This window comes from Streptomyces sp. NPDC006516, assembly GCF_040611875.1.
In the GTDB taxonomy this organism is placed as follows: domain Bacteria; phylum Actinomycetota; class Actinomycetes; order Streptomycetales; family Streptomycetaceae; genus Streptomyces.
The window spans coordinates 533,493-552,017 of the sequence record NZ_JBEXPD010000002.1; the positions used below are offsets into that span (position 1 = coordinate 533,493).

Genomic DNA, 18,525 nt, shown 5'->3' on the forward strand with positions numbered 1-18,525 from the left:
CGCGGCGACAGGTACAGGTGACCGCCGGAAGGGGGCGGGGGAGGCGCCGCCGGGGGTCCGGGGCTGTCAACCCTGACGAACGTCCAGGTCCGGGGGTGCCGTTCGGCTCGGGTCCTGCGCCGGGCCCACTCCTACGTTCGGTTCCCATGAGACGAGAACCGTGGAAGAGAGTCCCGGCGGGCCGGCTGCTCGGTGCACCGGCCTTACTGGGTGCGGGGGCGGGAGCGGTCGTGTGGCTGGCCCCCGGAGGACTGGGCGACGCCGGCACGATCGAGGTGACCGACGGGGCCTCGGCGTCCCTGCGGCAGTCGCTGACCGGTGCGGTGGCGGACGCGCCGTCGTGGCTGGGCCCCGTGCTGGAGGTCTCGGGCGAGGCCGCGCTGGTGATCCTCGGAATGCTGCTGGCCTGGACGGCGTGGACGGCACTGCGGCGCGCCGACGCACACGGGGTCGCCGGGTCCGTGCTGACCGGCATCGGGACCGTCGTGGCCTACGCGGCGAGCGAGGCCCTGAAGCTGGTGGTGGACGAGGAACGGCCGTGCCGCGCCGTACGGACGCTGTTCGAACCCGTCGCGGAGTGCCCCGCACCGGGGGACTGGTCGTTCCCGAGCAACCACGCCACCCTCGCCGCCGGGCTGGCGGTCGGGCTGGCCGTGCTGCGGCCCCGCCTCGCAGTGGTGACGCTGCCGCTCGCCGGGGCCGCCGCGCTGCTGCGCGTGCTGGTGGGCGTCCACTACCCGCACGACGTGCTCGCCGGCGCGGTGCTCGGCGGCGCCGTGGTGGCGGCCTCGGTGCTCGCGTTCCTGCCCCTCGCCCGGAGGGCGGTGTCACGGCTGGGAGGGCTGAGGAGGGACGATCCCGGCCTCGTGGGCCACGACCGCCGCAGCGGCCCGGTTGTCGACGGCCAGCCGCGACAGGATGGAGCTCACGTGGGCCTTGACCGTGCCCTCCACCACGTGCAGGCGCCGGGCGATCTGCCCGTTGGACAGGCCGCCGCCGAGAAAGGCCAGCACCTCCCGTTCGCGGGCCGTGAGGGCGGCGACCCGTTCGCGGGCGACGGAGCGCCGGCCGGCCTGGGTGCCGGCTCCCGTCGCGCTGAGGTGGGCGACGACCCGGGCCGCGACCTTCGGTGACAGGTAGGCTGCGCCCTCGGCCACCGCGCGGACTCCCGCGATCAGTTCCTCCGGGTCGCCGGACTTGATCAGGAAGCCCGCCGCACCGCCGCCGAGTGCCCGCAGGATGTAGTCGTCCTCGCCGAAGGTGGTCAGCATGACCACGCCTGTCGCCGGCGCCACGTCGCGGATCTCCGCCGCCGCGTCGATACCGTTGAGTCCCGGCATGCGGATGTCGAGGACGGCCACGGCGGGGCGGTGGCGCCGGACCAGCTCCACGGCATCGTGCCCGTCGACGGCCTCGGCGACGACCTCGATGTCCGGGGCCGTGGTGAGCACGGCGCGCACCCCGGCACGGATCATCGGCTCGTCGTCGGCGACCAGCACCCGGATCATCGGACGTTCACGGGGTGATCGTGTCCAGGGACACCAACGTGTCGTTCCGGAAACAGAGTTGGTAGGAGTCGCCGGACCGGTCGTCGAACCGGTCGGCCGTCATCGCGTAGTACACGCATGTCGTGCCGCCTTCCGTCGGCTCGGCAGCGGGCGGTCGGTGGTCCGTCTGCCGGTCCGGCAGCAGCTCCTCCACCTCGGCACGATCCTGCCCCACGCGGAGGCGGGCGAAGTCACGCGGGTCCAGCACCGCCTGCGAAGCCGTCAGCATCTCCCAGCCCGCGAGCGCTCCGCTGAGCACCGCCCCCGTCACCAGCGGCACCATCACCAGGGCCACCATGGCCCGGCCGGCCCGGCGCCGGGCGCGGCGGTGCTCCTGCGGCAACCCGCCCTGCCGGGCGGTCACGGGTGCGAGCGGCGGTGGCGGGGAGGAGCGGGCGTGCGGGATGCGCGCGGTGACCGCGTAACCCCCGCCGCGAGGGCCGTGTTCGAAGGAGCCGCCGGCCAACCGCACGCGTTCCTCCATGCCGACAAGGCCGAGCCCCGCCCCCCGGGTCGAGGTCCGCGGTCCGGGCGGTGAGGGCGGGCCGTTCTCCACCACGATCCGTGTCTCCGACGCCGTATGCGTGGCGTGGACGGTCGTTGCGGCGCCGGGCGCGTGCTTGGCGACGTTGGTCAGCGCCTCCCGTACGACCCGGTGAGCCGCCCGTTCGACGACGGGCGGCATGTCGTCCGGCTCGCCCTCGACGCGCAACTCCACCGAGAGCCCGGCGGCGGAGGCCTCGGACGCCAGCTCCGTGAGGCCGGCGCTGCCCATGTCCCGGGGCGTGTCGCCGGTGTCCTCACGCAGGACACCGATCACCTCGCCCAGTCGCTCCACCGAGGCCGCGGCTCTGGCCCTGATGTCACCCGCGGCCCTCCGGTGGTGATCCTCCAGACCGGGGGCGAGCTTGAGCGCGCCCGCCGACAGGGCAATCATGCTCAGGTCATGACCGAGCACGTCGTGCATGTCCTGGGCGATGCGAGCCCGTTCACGCAGCCGCGCCTGTTCGGCGACGAGCCGCTGCTCGCGTTGCAGCTGCCCCGCGCGCTCCCACCCGGCCCGCACGAGCTGCTGGTACTGGCGCCAGAACCGGCCCGCGAACCAGGGCAACATCGTGGCGACGACCACCACGGCCACGAACCGGCCCGCCAGGGGCAGCCAGGCGGGCACGACGGACAGGGCCGCCACACCGGCCGCGAGGATCGCGACCAGGGCGAGCGCGGTCGGCGCCGTCCTCCCCGGCCGTCGCCCCGCCAGGAACGCGACGACGGCGGTCGGAACGGCCCACCACAGGTTCGTCACGCTCAGACCGGCGGCCACCGCGACGAGGAGGGGCCAGAGGTCCGGGTGGCCCCGCGAACCGTCCGTCCCCGTCCGGGCCCCGGCACGGGTGGCGGTCGTGGTCTCATCGCTCTTTGTCATGGCGTCCACGGCAGTGACGGTACGGACCCGGTGCGTCGTCCGGCACTGCCGAAAGTCCCATCCCGGCGACGCTCCCCGCGGAGGACGTTTGTGGTACCCGGTTTCGGCCACATGGCTCGGGCATCTAATCTGACTGGCGGTTCGCTACGGACGGGCACCGGCTCGACGGGCACCGGCTCGTGGAAACGACGGGGGAGAGCAGGACATGAACAGGCGCAAGCTGAGGTCGAGCACCGTGGTGCTCGGTGGCATGGGTGTACTCGCGGCGACGCTCACCGCGTGCGGATCGGAACCGGACGAGCGGTGCGTCGACCGGGTCACCCAGGAGATCCTGCCGGACTACGAGTGCGATGACAGCGACGGCCACGGCACGTACTACTACGGCGGCAGCAGCCACAACAACCGGGTGTCCGGCGGCAGTTTCGACAAGTCCGCCGTCGAACGCGGCGGATTCGGATCCTCCGGCTCCAGCGGCGGCTGAGACCCCATGGAACGCCGCACCACCGAACCGCGTACCGGCTGGCAGGAGACCGTCGAGGAGCAGGGGCTGATCTACCCCCTGACCCGCTACCCCGACGGCTCCCTGCGCCCGTACTGGGACGAGAGCGCCTACTACGTCTTCTCACTGCCCGAGGTCGAGGCGCTGGAGGAGGTCGTGGAGGAGCTCCACGCCATGTGCCTCGCCGCCGCCGCGCACATCGTCGACCAGGACCGCTTCGCCGACCTCGGCATCACGGACCCCAGGCTGGCGCGCCTGGTCGCCGAGTCCTGGCGGCGCCGCTCCGAACTACCGTCCCTGTACGGCCGGTTCGACCTGCGCTACGACGGGACCGGCCCGGCGAAGATGCTGGAGTACAACGCGGACACGCCGACCTCGCTGGTGGAGGCCGCGAGCCCCCAGTGGTTCTGGATGGAGGAGCGCTTCCCCGGCGCCGACCAGTGGAACTCCCTGCACGAGCGCCTCGTCGACGCCTGGAAGCGGCAGGCCCCGCTGCTGCCGCCCGGCCCCCTGCACTTCGCCCACTCCGACGGCGACGAGCTGGGCGAGGACCTCATGACGGTCGCCTATCTGCGGGAGACCGCCGCGCAGGCGGGGATCGAGACGGAGGCGCTCTCCGTCGAGCGGATCGGCTGGGACCGGCTGTCCGGCCGCTTCGTGGACGAGCGGCTCCGCTTCATCCGCAGCTGCTTCAAGCTCTATCCGTGGGAATGGCTGACGACGGACGGTTTCGGGCCCCATGTGCTGAGCACCCTCGACAACGGCGGAGGCACCGGGACCACCTGCTGGATCGAGCCGGCGTGGAAGATGCTCCTCTCCAACAAGGCGCTGCTGGCCATCCTCTGGGAGCTCTACCCCGGCCACCCCAACCTCCTGCCCGCCTACCTCGACGGCCCCCGCGAGCTGGCCTCGGCGCACGGGGCCGGCTACGTCTCCAAGCCCCTGCTCGGCCGCGAGGGCGCCGGCGTCACCGTCCACGAACCCGGCAGCGGGCCGGTGACGCGCGACGAACCCTGCTGCTACCAGGAACTGGCGCCGCTGCCCGACTTCGCGGGCAACCGTGTGGTGCTCGGCGCCTGGGTGGTCGGGGACGAGGCCGCCGGGCTCGGCATCCGGGAGTCCTCGGGTCTGGTCACGGACGAGTACGCCCGCTTCCTCCCCCACGTCATCCTCTGAGCCCGGCGGGTAGCGGCCCCCGGGCTCGCCCGGCAGGCCGCGCCCCCCGGCCCCGGGCCCACTGCCGGGCTCAGACGGCCGCCAGGACGACGCGGAGCTGGTCCAGGCCCCACTCCAGGTCCTCCTTGCTGATCACCAGCGGCGGGGCGATCCGGATCGTGGAGCCATGGGTGTCCTTGACCAGCACCCCGCGGTCCATCAGCTTCTCCGAGATCTCCCGGCCCGTCCCCAGGGCCGGTGCGATGTCGATGCCTGCCCAGAGCCCCCGGCCGCGTACGGCCTCCACCGCACCGCCCCCGACCATCAGCCCCAGCTCGTGGTGGAGATGATCACCCAGCTCGGCCGCCCGCTGCTGGTACTCGCCGGTGCGCAGCATCGCGATCACCTCCAGGGCGACGGCGCAGGCCAGCGGATTCCCGCCGAACGTCGAGCCGTGCTCCCCGGGGCGGTGGACACCGAGGACGGCGGCCGAGGACACGACGGCCGACACGGGCACCACACCCCCGCCCAGCGCCTTGCCCAGCACGTACATGTCGGGCACGACCCCCTCGTGCTCACACGCGAAGGTCCTGCCGGTGCGGCCCAGGCCCGACTGGACCTCGTCCGCGATGAACAGCACGTTCCGCTCCCGGGTGAGCTGCCGCACCCCGGCGAGGTAGCCCGGCGGCGGGACCAGCACCCCGGCCTCGCCCTGGATCGGCTCCATCAGCACGGCCACGGTGTTCTCGGTCATGGCCGCCGCGAGCGCGGTGAGGTCCCCGTACGGCACGATCTCGAACCCCGGGGTGTACGGGCCGAAGTCCGCCCGTGCCTCGTGGTCCGTGGAGAAGCTGATGATCGTGGTCGTCCTGCCGTGGAAGTTGTCCGCGGCGACGATGATCTTCGCCATGCCGTCCGGCACGCCCTTGACGCGGTAGCCCCACTTGCGGGCCGTCTTCACCGCCGTCTCCACGGCCTCTGCCCCGGTGTTCATGGGCAGGACCATCTCCATGCCGCAGAGCTCGGCGAGTTGCGCACAGAACTCGGCGAACCGGTCGTGGTGGAAGGCCCGCGATGTCAGCGTGACGCGGTCGAGCTGGGCCTTCGCCGCGTCGATCAGGCGCCGGTTGCCGTGGCCGAAGTTCAGTGCCGAATAGCCGGCGAGCATGTCGAGGTACCGCCGGCCCTCGACGTCGGTCATCCAGGCGCCGTCCGCCGATGCGACGACGACCGGCAGCGGGTGGTAGTTGTGCGCGCTGTGCGCCTCGGCGGAGGCGATGGCGTTCTCCGTGGTCGACACGGGATCTCCGTTCGTCGTGCGGCGTGGGGGCGGGGGTGGTGCCCACTTTGTATCGTCGGTCGGATCCAGGCCGGGGAAACCTGCGCCGTGCGGCGCGCCTCGTGCCGCACCCCCTGCCGGGGGCCTCACGGGCGGCGCGCCCGCGCCCCCGGTCCGCCGGAAAGAAGCGCGGCCGGGCTCTCACCGGCCGGTCCGCGGCCGGCCGCACAGCACCCCGCGCCGTGGCCGGATCTTTCCCCCACCGGCTGCCGGAGAACGGTTCCACACCTGAGACAATGGGTCCATGGCCTCTGATCGTCCCCGCGTGCTCTCCGGAATCCAGCCCACGGCAGGCTCGTTCCACCTCGGCAACTACCTCGGTGCGGTCCGCCAGTGGGTGGCGCTGCAGGAGTCCTACGACGCCTTCTACATGGTGGTGGACCTGCACGCGATCACCGTCCCGCAGGACCCCAAGGAACTCCGCGCCAACACCCGGCTCGCCGCGGCCCAGTTGCTGGCGGCCGGCCTCGACCCGGAGCGCTGCACGCTCTTCGTCCAGAGCCACGTCCCCGAACACGCCCAGCTCGGGTGGATCATGAACTGCCTCACCGGTTTCGGCGAGGCGTCGCGCATGACGCAGTTCAAGGACAAGTCCGCCAAGCAGGGCGCCGACCGGGCGACCGTGGGCCTCTTCACCTACCCGGTCCTCCAGGTCGCCGACATCCTGCTGTACCAGGCCGACCAGGTCCCCGTCGGCGAGGACCAGCGCCAGCACATCGAGCTCACGCGCGATCTCGCCGAGCGTTTCAACGGCCGCTTCGGCGAGACGTTCACCATCCCGGCGCCGTACATCCTCAAGGAGACGGCGAAGATCTTCGACCTCCAGGACCCGGCGGTCAAGATGAGCAAGTCCGCGTCCACGCCGAAGGGCCTGATCAACCTTCTGGACGACCCGAAGGTCACCGCCAAGAAGGTGAAGAGCGCCGTGACGGACACGGACACCGTGATCCGCTTCGACGCGGAGAAGAAGCCCGGCGTCAGCAATCTCCTGGGTATCTACTCCACCCTCACCGGCACCACCGTCGCGGATCTGGAACAGAAGTACGAGGGCAAGGGGTACGGCGCGCTGAAGACCGACCTCGCCGAGGTCATGGTGGAGTTCGTCACCCCCTTCCGCACCCGGACCCAGGAATATCTGGACGACCCGGAGACCCTGGACTCCCTGCTGGCCGAGGGAGCCGAGAAGGCCAGGACCGTCGCGGCCGAGACGCTCGCCCGGACCTACGACCGGATGGGCCTTCTGCCCGCGAAGCACTGAGTCCAAGGGCCCTGGCGAGATCACGGCCGCAGGGGCCACACTGGCGTCGGCACGACCGAAAACAGACCATCGACGATTGAGGAGAACGCTGTGGGGACCGTAACGCTTGGCGTTTCGATCGCGGTCCCGGAGCCTTACGGCAGCCTGCTCCAGGAGCGGCGCGCGAGCTTCGGGGACCCTGCCGCACACGGCATCCCCACCCACGTCACCCTTCTCCCGCCGACCGAGGCACAGGCGGCCGACCTGCCCGCGATCGAGGCGCACCTCTCCCGGATCGCCACGGCCGGCCGCCCCTTCCCGATGCGGCTGTCCGGCACGGGCACCTTCCGCCCGCTCTCGCCGGTCGTCTACGTCCAGGTGGTCGAGGGCGCCTCGGCCTGCTCCTGGCTCCAGAAGCGGGTCCGGGACGCCTCCGGGCCGCTGGTGCGCGAGCTGCAGTTCCCGTACCACCCGCACGTGACCGTGGCGCACGGCATCGCCGAGGAGGCGATGGACCGCGCGTACGAGGAGCTCTCCACGTACGAGGCGGCCTGGACCTGTGGTTCCTTCGCGCTGTACGAGCAGGGCGCGGACAGCGTCTGGCGCAAGATCGACGAGTTCCCGTTCGGGGCCGGCGGCGGCACGCCCGCCGTACCGGCCCAGGGCGGCAGCTCGGTGGACCAGCCCTCCCTGCACCCCTGAGCGGGAATCGGACCGGCCGCGCCCGGACGGCCTGATCCGGACACGCGGCCCCGCACCGGCCTGATCCGGACACGCGGCCTACCGCACCGGAAGCCGCCTGAAGAGCGGCCTGGGGACGAGCCTCAGGGCGGCCGTCACCACACGCAGCGCGCCGGGCACCCACACGGTCTCCGAACGGCGCCGCAGCCCCGTCACGATCGCGTCCGCGACCGCCCCCGGGGTGGTGGCGAGCGGGGACTCCTCACGCCCCGCCGTCATGCGCGAGCGTACGAAGCCGGGGCGTACGACCATCACGTGCACCCCGGTCCCGTACAGCGCGTCGCCGAGCCCCTGCGCGAAGACGTCCAGCCCCGCCTTGCTGGAGCCGTAGATGAAGTCCACGCGCCGGGCGCGTTCCCCGGCGACCGACGAGAGCACCACCAGCGAGCCATGGCCCTGCGCCTGGAGTGCGCCGGCGCACACCAGCCCGGCGGAGACCGCCCCCGTGTAGTTGGTCTGCGCCACCTGGACCGCGGAGAGCGGCTCCTCCTCGTCGCGCGCCTGGTCGCCCAGGACGCCGAAGGCCAGCAGCACCATGTCGATGTCGCCGTCCGTGAAGAGCTTCCCGAGCACCTCCTCGTGCGAGGCGGGATCGAGCGCGTCGAAGGCGACGGTACGGACGCCGGCGCCCAGCTCACGCAGCTCGGCCGCCGCCCGTTCCAGGGCGGGGGAGGGGCGGCCGGCCAGCAGGACGGTCCGGGTACGCCGGGCGATCAGCCTCCGCGCGGTGGCCAGGCCGATCTCCGAGGTACCGCCGAGGACGAGCAGGGACTGCGGGGCGCCGAAGGCGTCCTTCACGGGTGACTCCTTGGGGGGTGGCGGTGCGTTTGCGGAGCTGAGAGGCCCGGACTGGGTCAGAGTCCGGGACGGCGCGCCTAGCGGCCCCAGCCGGTCGAGGACACCGTGTCGGCACACATGGTCGTGACCGTATCGCCCGCGAAAACCCATTTGAGGTATTTGTTACAGCGCTCACCGAAATGGGTGATTGCTGATCCGGGAGGTCCAGGACGCCGGTTTTCCGTGCCCGGACGGGTACGCGTAGGTCATGGACTGGCTGAAGAACCTTCCCGTCGTGGGGCCGTTCGTGGCTCGGCTGATGGAGACGCACGCCTGGCGCTCGTACGAGACGCTGGAACGCGTCCACTGGAGCAGGCTCGCCGCGGCGATCACCTTCCTCAGCTTCCTCGCCCTCTTCCCGCTGATCGCGGTCGGCGCGGCGATCGGCGCCGCGCTGCTCTCCGAGAACCAGCTCGCCAAGATCGAGGACAAGCTCGCCGAGCAGGTCCCCGGGATCTCGGACCAGCTCGGCATCGACAACCTCGTGGCCCACGCCGGTACGGTCGGGGTGGTCGCCGGTGCGCTGCTGCTCTTCACCGGCATCGGCTGGATCGGCTCGATGCGGGACTGCCTGCGTGCCGTGTGGGAGAAGGACGACGTGGACGAGGGCAACCCCGTCGTCCGCAAGCTCAAGGACGCCGGTCTGCTCTTCGGCCTCGGCGGCGCCGCGCTCGTGACCCTCGCCGTCTCCACCGGCGCCTCGACGGCCATCGGCTGGACGGCCGACAAGCTGGGGATCCCCGAGCACGGGGCGGGCGGGGTGCTGCTCCAGCTCGCCGCCGTGATCGTGGCGATCCTCGCCGACTTCCTGATCCTGCTCTACCTGCTGACCCTGCTGCCCGGCGTGGAGCCGCCGCGCCGCCGCCTGATCGTGGCCGGGCTGGTCGGCGCGGTCGGATTCGAGCTGCTCAAGCTGCTGCTCGGCAGCTACATGCGGGACGTCGCGTCCAAGAGCATGTACGGCGCCTTCGGGGTGCCGATCGCGCTCCTCCTGTGGATCAACCTCAGCGCGAAGCTGCTGCTGGTCTGCGCCGCCTGGACGGCGACGCCGAGCAAGGACGGGCGCAGCAGCGCGGAGGACGGCGACGGCGACGACGGCGCCTGCGACGGGCAGGACGTCAGCGGCGCGGAAGGCGGCGCACCAGGTCCGGCAGCGGCCAGCGCCGGTTGACCAGGAACGCCCCTGCGGCCAGGAGCAGCAGCACCCCGCCGACGACCGACAGCGCGGTCCAGACCCCGCCGGACCCTGCCGCCGCGGCGTGTGTGGTCTTCGCCGCCCGCTCCTTCTTGCCGGCCTCGTCCGCGCCGGACGCGGGTTCCGACCCCTTCGCGGTGCCGGTCACGGCGGACTTCGGCGGCACCAGCTCGCCGACCGGGGTGACCTTGCCGCTGGCCGCGAAGCCCCAGTCGAGGAGGCCCGCGGCCTCCTTGTAGACGGCGTGGCTCTCCTCCGACGAGGGGTTCATGACGGTCACCAGGAGGACCTTGCCGTCGCGTTCGGCGATGCCCGTGAAGGTGTTGCCCGCATGGGTGGTGTAGCCGTTCTTGACCCCGGCGATGCCCTTGTACGGGTCGACCCCGATGTCCCCGGTGATCAGCCGGTTGGTGTTCTGGATCTCGAAGCTCTCGCGCTTCTTGCCCTTCTTCTGCGCGCCAGGGAACTCCGCCGTCGCCGTGGCTGCGTACTCGCGGAAGTCGGCCTTCTGCATGCCGCTCCGGGCGAACAGCGTCAGGTCGTACGCGCTGGAGACCTGGTTCGGGGCGTCGTAGCCGTCGGGCGAGACCACCCGGGTGTCCAGGGCCTGGAGCTCCTCCGCGTGCCGCTGCATCGCGGCCACCGTCGCGGGCACACCGCCGTACATCTCACTCAGCACATGGACCGCGTCGTTGCCGGAGCGCAGGAAGACGCCCAGCCACAGGTCGTGGACCGTGTAGGTGTGGTCCTCCTTGACGCCGACCAGGCTGCTCCCCTCGCCGATGCCGGCGAGTTCGTCCTCGGTCACCATGTGGGTCAGCGTCTTCGGCTGCAGGGCGGGCAGCACGGTGTCGGCGAAGAGCATCTTCAGGGTGGAGGCGGGAGGCAGCCGCCAGTGCGCGTTGTGCGCCGCGAGGACCTGACCGTTCTCCGCGTCGGCGACGATCCACGAGCGCGCGCTGAGGTCCTTCGGCAGGACCGGGGCGCCGGGTCCCAGCTCGACCTGGGTGCCCTCCTCGCCCAGCCGCTTGCCGCCCACGGTCGACATCGGACCGGTCGGCTTCGGCTGTTTGTCGTCGGTCTTGTCCTTGTCCGCCGCCCCTGCGGGACTGATGACACATACGGACAGCAACGCAGCAGAGAGGACCGTCAATACGGTCTTTTTCAGAGCAGGCACGGTCGGAAACGTACAGGGCGTTGCTGGGTATCGGGACCCGGATGGCCGGACCCGCCGTGCATACCGCCGGGACAGCCCACCCCGTGCGAGCGGGCGGGAGCCCGGCGGCGATACTGGTGGCATGAAGCTCAGCCGCCCCGTTTCCTGGTTCCTGCTCGTCTTCGGAGCGTGGAGCTGGGTCATCTGGGTCACCTTTGTCAAGAACCTGTGGAAGGACGGCAGCGGGCTCGCGTTCGACGACGCGGGCGACCCGACCGCCTACTTCTGGGTCCATCTCCTGCTCGCCGTCACCTCGTTTCTTCTGGGGACGGCTGTCGGGGTCATCGGGTTCCGTGGTCTCAGGGCCCTGCGCCGCGAGACCGGACACGCGGCATCGTGAAGCGTTGAGCGAAGGCCACGGCGAAGGTGTCCGCGCAGGCGGATGAGGGGCCGGACGCGGGTGGGCGTCCGGACAGGATCGTTTCAGCGGGGGAGCGTACGTGATTGTGGTCTTCGTGCTCATGGCGGTCGCGGTTCTCGCGCTGCTCGCCGGTGTGCACCGCTATGTGTGGCGCAGGCTGATCGGTGACACCACACGGCCCGGCAGCGCCGCGCGCCGCGCCGGTACCGTCGCCGCGTTCGTGCTGCCGCTGCTCTCCGTCGGCGCCCTCACCGCCGGCCGCGCCGGCTTCCCGTTCCGGTTGCAGCAGGTCCTGGCCTGGCCCGGCTTCCTGTGGCTGGCCGCGCTGCTCTACCTGACGCTGGCTCTGCTGGCCGGCGAGGCCGTACGCCCCCTGCTGCGCCGCTTCCTCGCCCGCCGTGACCGGGCGGCCGGTGCGGAGCGGAGGGAGCAGGTCCCGGCCACGGTCGCGGCCACCACCACCACCGCCGGCGCGGCCACCGCCGCCGACGCGGGCGCGGGCGGCACCCGGACGGATGTCGCTCCCCCTGCCGAGGCGCCCGCCTCCCCGTCCGTCGCCGACCCCTCGCGCCGCCTCTTCGTCGCCCGCGCCGTCGGCGGAGCCGCAGCCCTGGCCGGGCTCGGCACCGTCGGCCACGGCACGTACGGAGTGCTGCGCGGCCCGCGCACCAAGCGGCTCACCGTCCCGCTCGCCGGACTCCCGCGCTCCGCCCACGGCTTCAGGATCGCCGTGGTGAGCGACATCCACCTCGGGCCCGTCCTGGGCCGCGCCCACACCCAGCGCATCGTCGACGCGATCAACGCCACGAGCCCGGATCTGGTCGCCGTCGTCGGAGACCTCGTCGACGGGACCGTCGCCGATCTCGGACCCGCCGCCGAACCGCTCGCCCGGCTCGAATCACGCCACGGCAGCTACTTCGTCACCGGCAATCACGAGTACTTCTCCGGCGCGGCCGAGTGGGTCGACCACGTACGCGAGCTGGGGATGCACCCGCTGGAGAACGCCCGCGTCGAGATCAGCGGCTTCGACCTCGCCGGTGTCAACGACGTGGCGGGCGAGAGCGAGGGCCAGGGCCCCGACTTCGCCCGCGCGCTCGGCGACCGCGACCGCAGCCGCGCCTCCGTCCTCCTCGCCCACCAGCCCGTCGTCATCGACGAGGCCGTGAAGTACGGGGTCGGCCTCCAGCTCTCCGGCCACACCCACGGAGGCCAGCTCTGGCCGGGCAATTTGCTGGCCGAGCTCGCCAACCCCACCGTCGCGGGCTACGAGCGTTACGGCGACACCCAGTTGTACGTCTCGCGTGGTGCGGGCGCCTGGGGCCCGCCCGTGCGGGTGGGCGCCCCCTCCGACATCACCGTGGTGGAACTCGCCTCCCACCAGGCATGACGTGAACCTGTGAGCTCCGACCCGGCCTGCAAGGGCGCCATGAAGACCACCGGGAGCGCGGTCGGCATCCGTTGCTTCGCCGGCTCCGAGGCGCTCCGGACGGCCTGGGCGGCCGGTGGCGTCGACGCCACACACCGTCAGCTGCCGTCCGAGCAGCTGGCCGAGCTCGACCCGGGCGCCACCGACATGCGCGTCACCGAGGCCGACAGCGCCGAGATCCGCGACCTGGTCTTCGACGTCCGCAAGGACTCGCCGTTCTGCCAGGGCCCTCCAGGAGGCCGATGCGGAGATCCCGCCGCACATCACCTTCGCCCACCGCGACGACGACGCGAACAAGGAGGAGTCGACCGAGCTGAGCTGGTCCGCCAGCTGGAGAAGGACGGCCTGTTCGAGGTCACGATCCCAGTACCTCTCCGACGGCACCGGGATCTGGCGGCTGTGGGAGCTCAGCTGGATCTGACGTCCTGGGCGCCGCGTGAGCCGGCGCCCGGCAGGAACTCCACCAGGACGTCGTGGATCTGCCGCACGAGCGGACGCAGCACCCGGAAGCGGGACAGCGCGATCGCCCGTGCGGCCAGCGGCGCGGTGCGCTCGACGAGCCTGCGGCTGCGTTCGGTGCCCTCGGAGCGGTCGTAGACCCAGAACAGCACCAGGCCCATCTGCATCAGCCACATCAGTTGCGGCAGCAGCACTCCCAGTTCCGCGTCGGCCTTGGCGTCGGAGCCCGACAGGCACCGCTCGTGCAGGGCGATGACCGCCTCACGGGCATCGGCCGACTCCCGCGAGAAGGGGGAGAGAGGGCTGTCCGGGTCGGCGGCGTTCTTGAAGAACTGGGCCGCGAAGCGGTGGTACGGCCCGGCCACGTCCAGCCAGCACAGCAGCATGTCCCTGATGCGCACGGCGAGATCGGTGTCCCCGGCGAGCACCGGCTGGACGGCGGCCGCGTGCTCGGCGGCGAGCCGGTCGTAGAAGCCCTGGACCAGGTGCTCCTTCGAGGAGAAGTAGTAGTAGGCGTTGCCGACGGAGACGCCCGCCTCCTGGGCGACGGCCCGCATCGTGGTGCGGTCGTAGCCGCGCTCCTCGAAGAGCCGGAGCGCGGTCTCCAGGATCAGGGTGCGGGTCTGCTCGCTCTTCGGCGCCTTGGACTTCCGGGCCGGCCCGTCCGCCACGTTCTTCTCTTCCATCACCACGCCCCAAGGCTATCGGGGAGTCCAGGTGGTGCCCGCCGCCGCGGGGGCGGTGATCAGGAAGCGGCAAGCCGCCCGGACCACGCCCCGGCCGGACACGCGAGGAGGCCCCGCCTCGCGCACGGACCGTGCGCGGGACGGGGCCTCCCGGGGTGAAGCGAAGGTCAGAAGCGACGCGTGATCAGCGCCCGCTTCACTTCCTGGATCGCCTTGGTGACCTCGATGCCACGCGGGCAGGCGTCCGTGCAGTTGAACGTCGTGCGGCAACGCCACACACCGTCACGGTCGTTGAGGATCTCCAGGCGCTGCTCGCCGCCCTCGTCACGCGAGTCGAAGATGAATCGGTGCGCGTTGACGATGGCCGCCGGGCCGAAGTACTGGCCGTCGTTCCAGAACACCGGGCACGAGGACGTGCACGCGGCGCACAGGATGCACTTGGTGGTGTCGTCGAAGCGCTCGCGGTCCTCGGGGGACTGAAGACGCTCACGCGTCGGCTCGTTGCCCTTGGTGATGAGGAAGGGCATGACATCGCGGTAGGCCTGGAAGAACGGGTCCATGTCGACCACGAGGTCCTTGAGGACCGTGAGGCCCTTTATGGCCTCGACCGTGATCGGCTTCTCCGGGTTGATGTCCTTGATCAGCGTCTTGCAGGCGAGCCTGTTCTTGCCGTTGATCCGCATCGCGTCGGAGCCGCAGATGCCGTGCGCGCAGGAGCGGCGGAACGTCAGGGTGCCGTCCATCTCCCACTTGATCTTGTGAAGGGCGTCGAGCACACGCTCCTTCGGGTCGATCGAGATCTGGAAGTCCTGCCACTGGGCCTCGTCGGAGACCTCGGGGTTGAAGCGGCGGATCCGGAACGTGGCCGTGATGTACGGGGAGTCGGCGAAGCCCGCCTCGGCCTTGTCGGTCTTGTCCAGGGTCGGGGTAGCCATCAGTACTTACGCTCCATCGGCTGGTAGCGGGTCGTGACGACCGGCTTGTAGTCGAGCCGGATCGACTCGGTGCCGTCGTCCGCGACCTCGCGGTACGCCATGGTGTGGCGCATGAAGTTGACGTCGTCGCGGTTCGGGTAGTCCTCGCGGTAGTGGCCACCGCGGGACTCCTTGCGGGCCAGCGCGGAGGTCGCCATGACCTCGGCCAGGTCGAGCAGGTTGCCCAGCTCGATGGCCTCCAGCAGGTCGGTGTTGAACCGCTTGCCCTTGTCCTGGATGGCCACGTCGAGGTAGCGCCTGCGCAGCTCGGCGATCTTGTCCACCGCGGTCTTGATCGTCTGCTCGGTGCGGAACACCATCACGTTGGCGTCCATGCACTCCTGGAGCTCCAGGCGAAGCGCCGAGACGCGCTCGGTGCCCGTGGAGTTCCGCAGCCGCTCGACCTGGTCCTGGACCAGCTGGGCCGGGTTCTCGGGAAGCTCGACGAAGTCGTTCTTCGCGGCGTACTCGGCGGCGGCGATGCCCGACCGGCGCCCGAAGACGTTGATGTCGAGCAGCGAGTTGGTGCCGAGGCGGTTGGCGCCGTGCACGGAGACACAGGCGACCTCGCCGGCGGCGTACAGGCCCGGGACGACGGTGGTGTTGTCGGCCAGCACCTCGCCCTCGACGTTGGTCGGGATGCCGCCCATGGCGTAGTGCGCGGTCGGCTGGATCGGGATCGGGTCCGTGTAGGGCTCGATGCCGAGGTACGTACGCGCGAACTCGGTGATGTCCGGGAGCTTGGCGTCCAGCTGCTCCGGGGGGAGGTGGGTGAGGTCGAGGTAGACGTGGTCGCCCTCGGGACCGCAGCCGCGGCCCTCACGGATCTCCGTGTAGATGGAGCGGGACACGACGTCACGGGACGCGAGGTCCTTCATGACCGGCGCGTACTTCTCCATGAAGCGCTCGCCGTCCTTGTTGCGGAGGATGCCGCCCTCACCGCGGGCGCCCTCCGTCAGCAGGATGCCCATGCGCCAGATGCCCGTCGGGTGGAACTGGAAGAACTCCATGTCCTCCAGCGGCAGGCCACGGCGGTAGCAGGCGGCCTGGCCGTCACCGGTCAGGGTGTGCGCGTTCGACGTCACCTTGAAGAACTTGCCGGTGCCGCCCGAGGCGTAGATGACCGACTTCGCCTGGAAGACGTGGATCTCGCCGGTGGCCAGCTCGTAGGCGACGACGCCGGCCGACTTCTTGACGCCGTCCACCTCGACGACCAGCTGGTCCAGGACGTAGAACTCGTTGAAGAACTCCACGCCCTCCTTGACGCAGTTCTGGTACAGCGTCTGGAGGATCATGTGGCCGGTGCGGTCGCCCGAGTAGCAGGCGCGGCGGACCGGGGCCTCACCGTGGTTGCGGGAGTGACCGCCGAAGCGGCGCTGGTCGATCTTGCCCTCGGGCGTACGGCCGAACGGCAGGCCCATCTTCTCCAGGTCGAGAACGGCGTCGATGGCCTCCTTCGCCAGGATCTCGGCGGCGTCCTGGTCGACCAGGTAGTCGCCGCCCTTGATCGTGTCGAAGGTGTGCCACTCCCAGTTGTCCTCCTCCACGTTGGCGAGCGCTGCGGCCATGCCGCCCTGCGCCGCGCCCGTGTGGGAGCGGGTGGGGTAGAGCTTCGTCAGCACGGCGGTGCGGCTGCGCTTGGTCGACTCGATGGCCGCGCGCATGCCGGCGCCGCCGGCGCCGACGATGACGGTGTCGTACTTGTGGATCTGCATGGTTTTCCTCTGGTCCCTCTGTCCCGGCGCCTAGCGGATGTTCGGGTCGAAGGTGAAGATCACCAGCGTGCCCAGCAGGACGGTGAACACCGTGGCGGTGTACAGGAGCATCTTCAGCCAGAAACGGGTGTTGTCCCGCTCGGCGTAGTCGTTGATGACCGTACGGAGGCCGTTGGCACCGTGGAGCATGGCGAGCCACAGCATCGCCAGGTCCCAGACCTGCCAGAACGGCGAGGCCCAGCGGCCCGCGACGAAGGCGAAGCCGATCTTGGAGACGCCGCCGTCCAGCACCAGCTGGATCAGCAGGTGGCCGAGCACGAGGACGACCAGCACGATGCCCGACAGGCGCATGAAGAGCCAGGCGTACATCTCGAAGTTGGTGCGTGAGCCCTTGGGGGTCTTGCCCGTGCGCTTGCGCGGGGGCTCGATGACCGGGGCCGGATTGTCGACGTCATAGAGGCTCACGGCCTCGACGTCACCGATCGCCGACGACGAAGGAGTCTCGGTGGACATTGGCCTCAGCTCCCGAAGACTTCACGTACGGCGTGGCCGAGGACGGGGTACAGGGCCCCGACCATCAGCACGATCCAGATACCGAGGACGGTCCAGAGCATCTGCTTCTGGTAGCGCGGGCCCTTGGCCCAGAAGTCCACGGCGACGATACGGAGACCGTTCAGCGCGTGGAAGAGGATGGCGGCCACCAGGCCGTACTCGAGCAGCGCGACGAGCGGGGTCTTGTATGTGGCCACGACGTCGTCGTACGCCTCAGGGGAGACACGCACGAGAGCGGTGTCCAGGACGTGTACGAACAGGAAGAAGAAAATGAGGACACCGGTGACTCGATGAGCCACCCAGGACCACATGCCTTCCCGGCCGCGGTACAGCGTTCCAGCCGGCACGGAAGAACCCTCCGGGAGCGGGGATTGGGGTCGGCCGGCTTGACTGTCGGTCTGACCCGGCCGGGTACGGTCCACCGGCCCCGGCCATCGTAGCGACGCATTGTCGGTTCCATGGCGGCGGGGCCTGGCGGTGTGATCAAAGTGGCAATCAAACAGGCACGGACGGGCTACTGGGGGTCATATGCCACCGGGGGGAACGGGTCGGGCGCCCGGCCCGCCTCCGTCACCAGCTCGATGATGCGGCCCCGGGCGAGTCGCCGCATCTCCTCCGCGGTCAGCGAGCGCTCCTCGTCCGGGTCGTGCGCCAGCCGGGTCCGGATGGCGGCCAGCACCTGGTCGACGTGGAGGGAGGGCCGCAGGCCGTCGAGGCAGATCACGAAGACGTGGCCGAAGCGGCTCTCGTACGCGGCGTGCGCGGCGCGCAGCGCCAGGTGGGCGGCGCGGGGCGCGTCGTGGTGCAGGCAGGGGGCGCTCTCCGCCGCGAGCGCCTCGGAGATGTCCGTGTGCGCGAGGTCGTACCCGGCCTCGTCGGAGGCGGCGAGCAGGGTGTCCAGGTCCGGATAGGGCCGGTGTGCGGCCAGTCTCAGGGCCCAGCGGTGACTGCCGCAGCACTCCAGCAGGGCGGCTTCGGCCAGCTCCCGGGGCCAGGCGTTGAAGCGGGCGAGACCGCTCGAGTGGGCACTCGCACGCGTCCTCACGGACACTGGTTCCGGAATGGAGGCCTCCACCGGGGGCTCCCCGACGGCCGGGGCGGTGCCCCGGCTCTGCACGGGTACGGCCGTCCGCCCCGCCTGCCGCTGTGGCTCCGGCGGGCCT

General features: G+C 71.1%; 18 protein-coding genes and 1 pseudogene. 8 read left to right on the forward strand and 11 right to left on the reverse strand.

Going from position 1 to position 18,525, the window contains the following annotated elements; genetic code table 11:
* Window positions 1–395: 395 nt before the first annotated feature.
* A pseudogene (locus ABZY45_RS08615) lies at window positions 396–785 on the forward strand (phosphatase PAP2 family protein); the annotation flags it as partial.
* A gap of 42 nt (window positions 786–827) precedes the next feature.
* Here ABZY45_RS08615 and ABZY45_RS08620 read toward each other — a convergent pair.
* Both ABZY45_RS08620 and ABZY45_RS08625 read right to left on the reverse strand, forming a co-directional pair.
* Window positions 828–1,508 carry a response regulator transcription factor gene (locus tag ABZY45_RS08620; RefSeq protein ID WP_356737491.1) on the reverse strand — a complete coding sequence of 227 codons (681 nt, stop codon included), beginning with the start codon at window positions 1,506–1,508 and terminating at the stop codon, window positions 828–830.
* 7 nt (window positions 1,509–1,515) lie between these two features.
* Window positions 1,516–2,970, reverse strand: coding sequence for a histidine kinase (locus ABZY45_RS08625; protein WP_356738739.1), 1,455 nt, complete (start codon window positions 2,968–2,970; stop codon window positions 1,516–1,518).
* 205 nt (window positions 2,971–3,175) lie between these two features.
* On the opposite strand from ABZY45_RS08625, the gene ABZY45_RS08630 reads away from it, so the two are divergent.
* Together ABZY45_RS08630 and ABZY45_RS08635 are read left to right on the forward strand one after the other, a co-directional pair.
* Window positions 3,176–3,451 (forward strand): hypothetical protein, encoded by a 276-nt coding sequence (locus tag ABZY45_RS08630; protein WP_356737493.1) that lies wholly within the window; start codon window positions 3,176–3,178, stop codon window positions 3,449–3,451.
* Window positions 3,452–3,457: 6 nt separating this feature from the next.
* The gene (locus tag ABZY45_RS08635) at window positions 3,458–4,645 is read left to right on the forward strand and encodes a glutathionylspermidine synthase family protein (protein WP_356737495.1); all 1,188 of its coding nucleotides are present in this window, start codon (window positions 3,458–3,460) and stop codon (window positions 4,643–4,645) included.
* 70 nt (window positions 4,646–4,715) lie between these two features.
* On the opposite strand, the gene rocD is transcribed toward ABZY45_RS08635, so the two are convergent.
* Window positions 4,716–5,924 (reverse strand): ornithine--oxo-acid transaminase, encoded by a 1,209-nt coding sequence (gene rocD / locus ABZY45_RS08640; RefSeq protein WP_356737497.1) that lies wholly within the window; start codon window positions 5,922–5,924, stop codon window positions 4,716–4,718.
* 283 nt (window positions 5,925–6,207) lie between these two features.
* Here rocD and trpS point away from each other — a divergent pair, with 283 nt between their 5' ends.
* Both trpS and ABZY45_RS08650 read left to right on the forward strand, forming a co-directional pair.
* Entirely contained in the window at window positions 6,208–7,221 is a 1,014-nt protein-coding gene (gene trpS / locus ABZY45_RS08645) for a tryptophan--tRNA ligase (protein WP_356737499.1), read from the forward strand.
* 90 nt (window positions 7,222–7,311) lie between these two features.
* The gene (locus ABZY45_RS08650; protein WP_356737501.1) at window positions 7,312–7,902 is read left to right on the forward strand and encodes a 2'-5' RNA ligase family protein; all 591 of its coding nucleotides are present in this window, start codon (window positions 7,312–7,314) and stop codon (window positions 7,900–7,902) included.
* A gap of 78 nt (window positions 7,903–7,980) precedes the next feature.
* Here ABZY45_RS08650 and ABZY45_RS08655 read toward each other — a convergent pair whose 3' ends face one another.
* The gene (locus ABZY45_RS08655; RefSeq protein ID WP_356737503.1) at window positions 7,981–8,739 is read right to left on the reverse strand and encodes a decaprenylphospho-beta-D-erythro-pentofuranosid-2-ulose 2-reductase; all 759 of its coding nucleotides are present in this window, start codon (window positions 8,737–8,739) and stop codon (window positions 7,981–7,983) included.
* A 247-nt stretch (window positions 8,740–8,986) separates the two neighbouring features.
* Between ABZY45_RS08655 and ABZY45_RS08660 the strand changes: the two genes are divergently transcribed.
* Window positions 8,987–9,949 (forward strand): YihY/virulence factor BrkB family protein, encoded by a 963-nt coding sequence (locus ABZY45_RS08660; RefSeq protein ID WP_356737505.1) that lies wholly within the window; start codon window positions 8,987–8,989, stop codon window positions 9,947–9,949.
* Here the strand turns inward: ABZY45_RS08660 and ABZY45_RS08665 are convergent.
* Window positions 9,897–11,150 carry a D-alanyl-D-alanine carboxypeptidase gene (locus ABZY45_RS08665; RefSeq protein WP_356737507.1) on the reverse strand — a complete coding sequence of 418 codons (1,254 nt, stop codon included), beginning with the start codon at window positions 11,148–11,150 and terminating at the stop codon, window positions 9,897–9,899. The two genes, ABZY45_RS08660 and ABZY45_RS08665, sit on opposite strands and share 53 nt — an antisense overlap.
* A gap of 121 nt (window positions 11,151–11,271) precedes the next feature.
* Between ABZY45_RS08665 and ABZY45_RS08670 the strand changes: the two genes are divergently transcribed.
* Both ABZY45_RS08670 and ABZY45_RS08675 read left to right on the forward strand, forming a co-directional pair.
* The gene (locus tag ABZY45_RS08670) at window positions 11,272–11,529 is read left to right on the forward strand and encodes a hypothetical protein (RefSeq protein WP_356737509.1); all 258 of its coding nucleotides are present in this window, start codon (window positions 11,272–11,274) and stop codon (window positions 11,527–11,529) included.
* A gap of 121 nt (window positions 11,530–11,650) precedes the next feature.
* Window positions 11,651–12,937 (forward strand): metallophosphoesterase, encoded by a 1,287-nt coding sequence (locus ABZY45_RS08675; RefSeq protein ID WP_356738741.1) that lies wholly within the window; start codon window positions 11,651–11,653, stop codon window positions 12,935–12,937.
* A gap of 446 nt (window positions 12,938–13,383) precedes the next feature.
* On the opposite strand, the gene ABZY45_RS08680 is transcribed toward ABZY45_RS08675, so the two are convergent.
* The 6 genes from ABZY45_RS08680 to ABZY45_RS08705 form a co-directional block, all read right to left on the reverse strand.
* The gene (locus tag ABZY45_RS08680) at window positions 13,384–14,127 is read right to left on the reverse strand and encodes a TetR family transcriptional regulator (protein ID WP_356737511.1); all 744 of its coding nucleotides are present in this window, start codon (window positions 14,125–14,127) and stop codon (window positions 13,384–13,386) included.
* 161 nt (window positions 14,128–14,288) lie between these two features.
* Entirely contained in the window at window positions 14,289–15,056 is a 768-nt protein-coding gene (locus ABZY45_RS08685; protein ID WP_356737513.1) for a succinate dehydrogenase iron-sulfur subunit, read from the reverse strand.
* A complete protein-coding gene (gene sdhA, locus ABZY45_RS08690) occupies window positions 15,056–16,810 on the reverse strand; it encodes a succinate dehydrogenase flavoprotein subunit (RefSeq protein ID WP_356737515.1) in 1,755 nt (584 codons plus the stop codon). The genes ABZY45_RS08685 and sdhA overlap by 1 nt, the downstream gene beginning before the upstream one ends.
* Window positions 16,811–16,840: 30 nt before the next feature.
* Entirely contained in the window at window positions 16,841–17,323 is a 483-nt protein-coding gene (locus tag ABZY45_RS08695; RefSeq protein ID WP_356737517.1) for a succinate dehydrogenase hydrophobic membrane anchor subunit, read from the reverse strand.
* Between the two features lie 5 nt (window positions 17,324–17,328).
* Window positions 17,329–17,709 (reverse strand): succinate dehydrogenase, cytochrome b556 subunit, encoded by a 381-nt coding sequence (sdhC, locus tag ABZY45_RS08700; protein ID WP_014154475.1) that lies wholly within the window; start codon window positions 17,707–17,709, stop codon window positions 17,329–17,331.
* A 167-nt stretch (window positions 17,710–17,876) separates the two neighbouring features.
* On the reverse strand, window positions 17,877–18,407 hold the full coding sequence (locus tag ABZY45_RS08705) for a 2-oxo-4-hydroxy-4-carboxy-5-ureidoimidazoline decarboxylase (protein WP_356737519.1): 531 nt from the start codon (window positions 18,405–18,407) through the stop codon (window positions 17,877–17,879).
* Window positions 18,408–18,525: the final 118 nt, after the last annotated feature.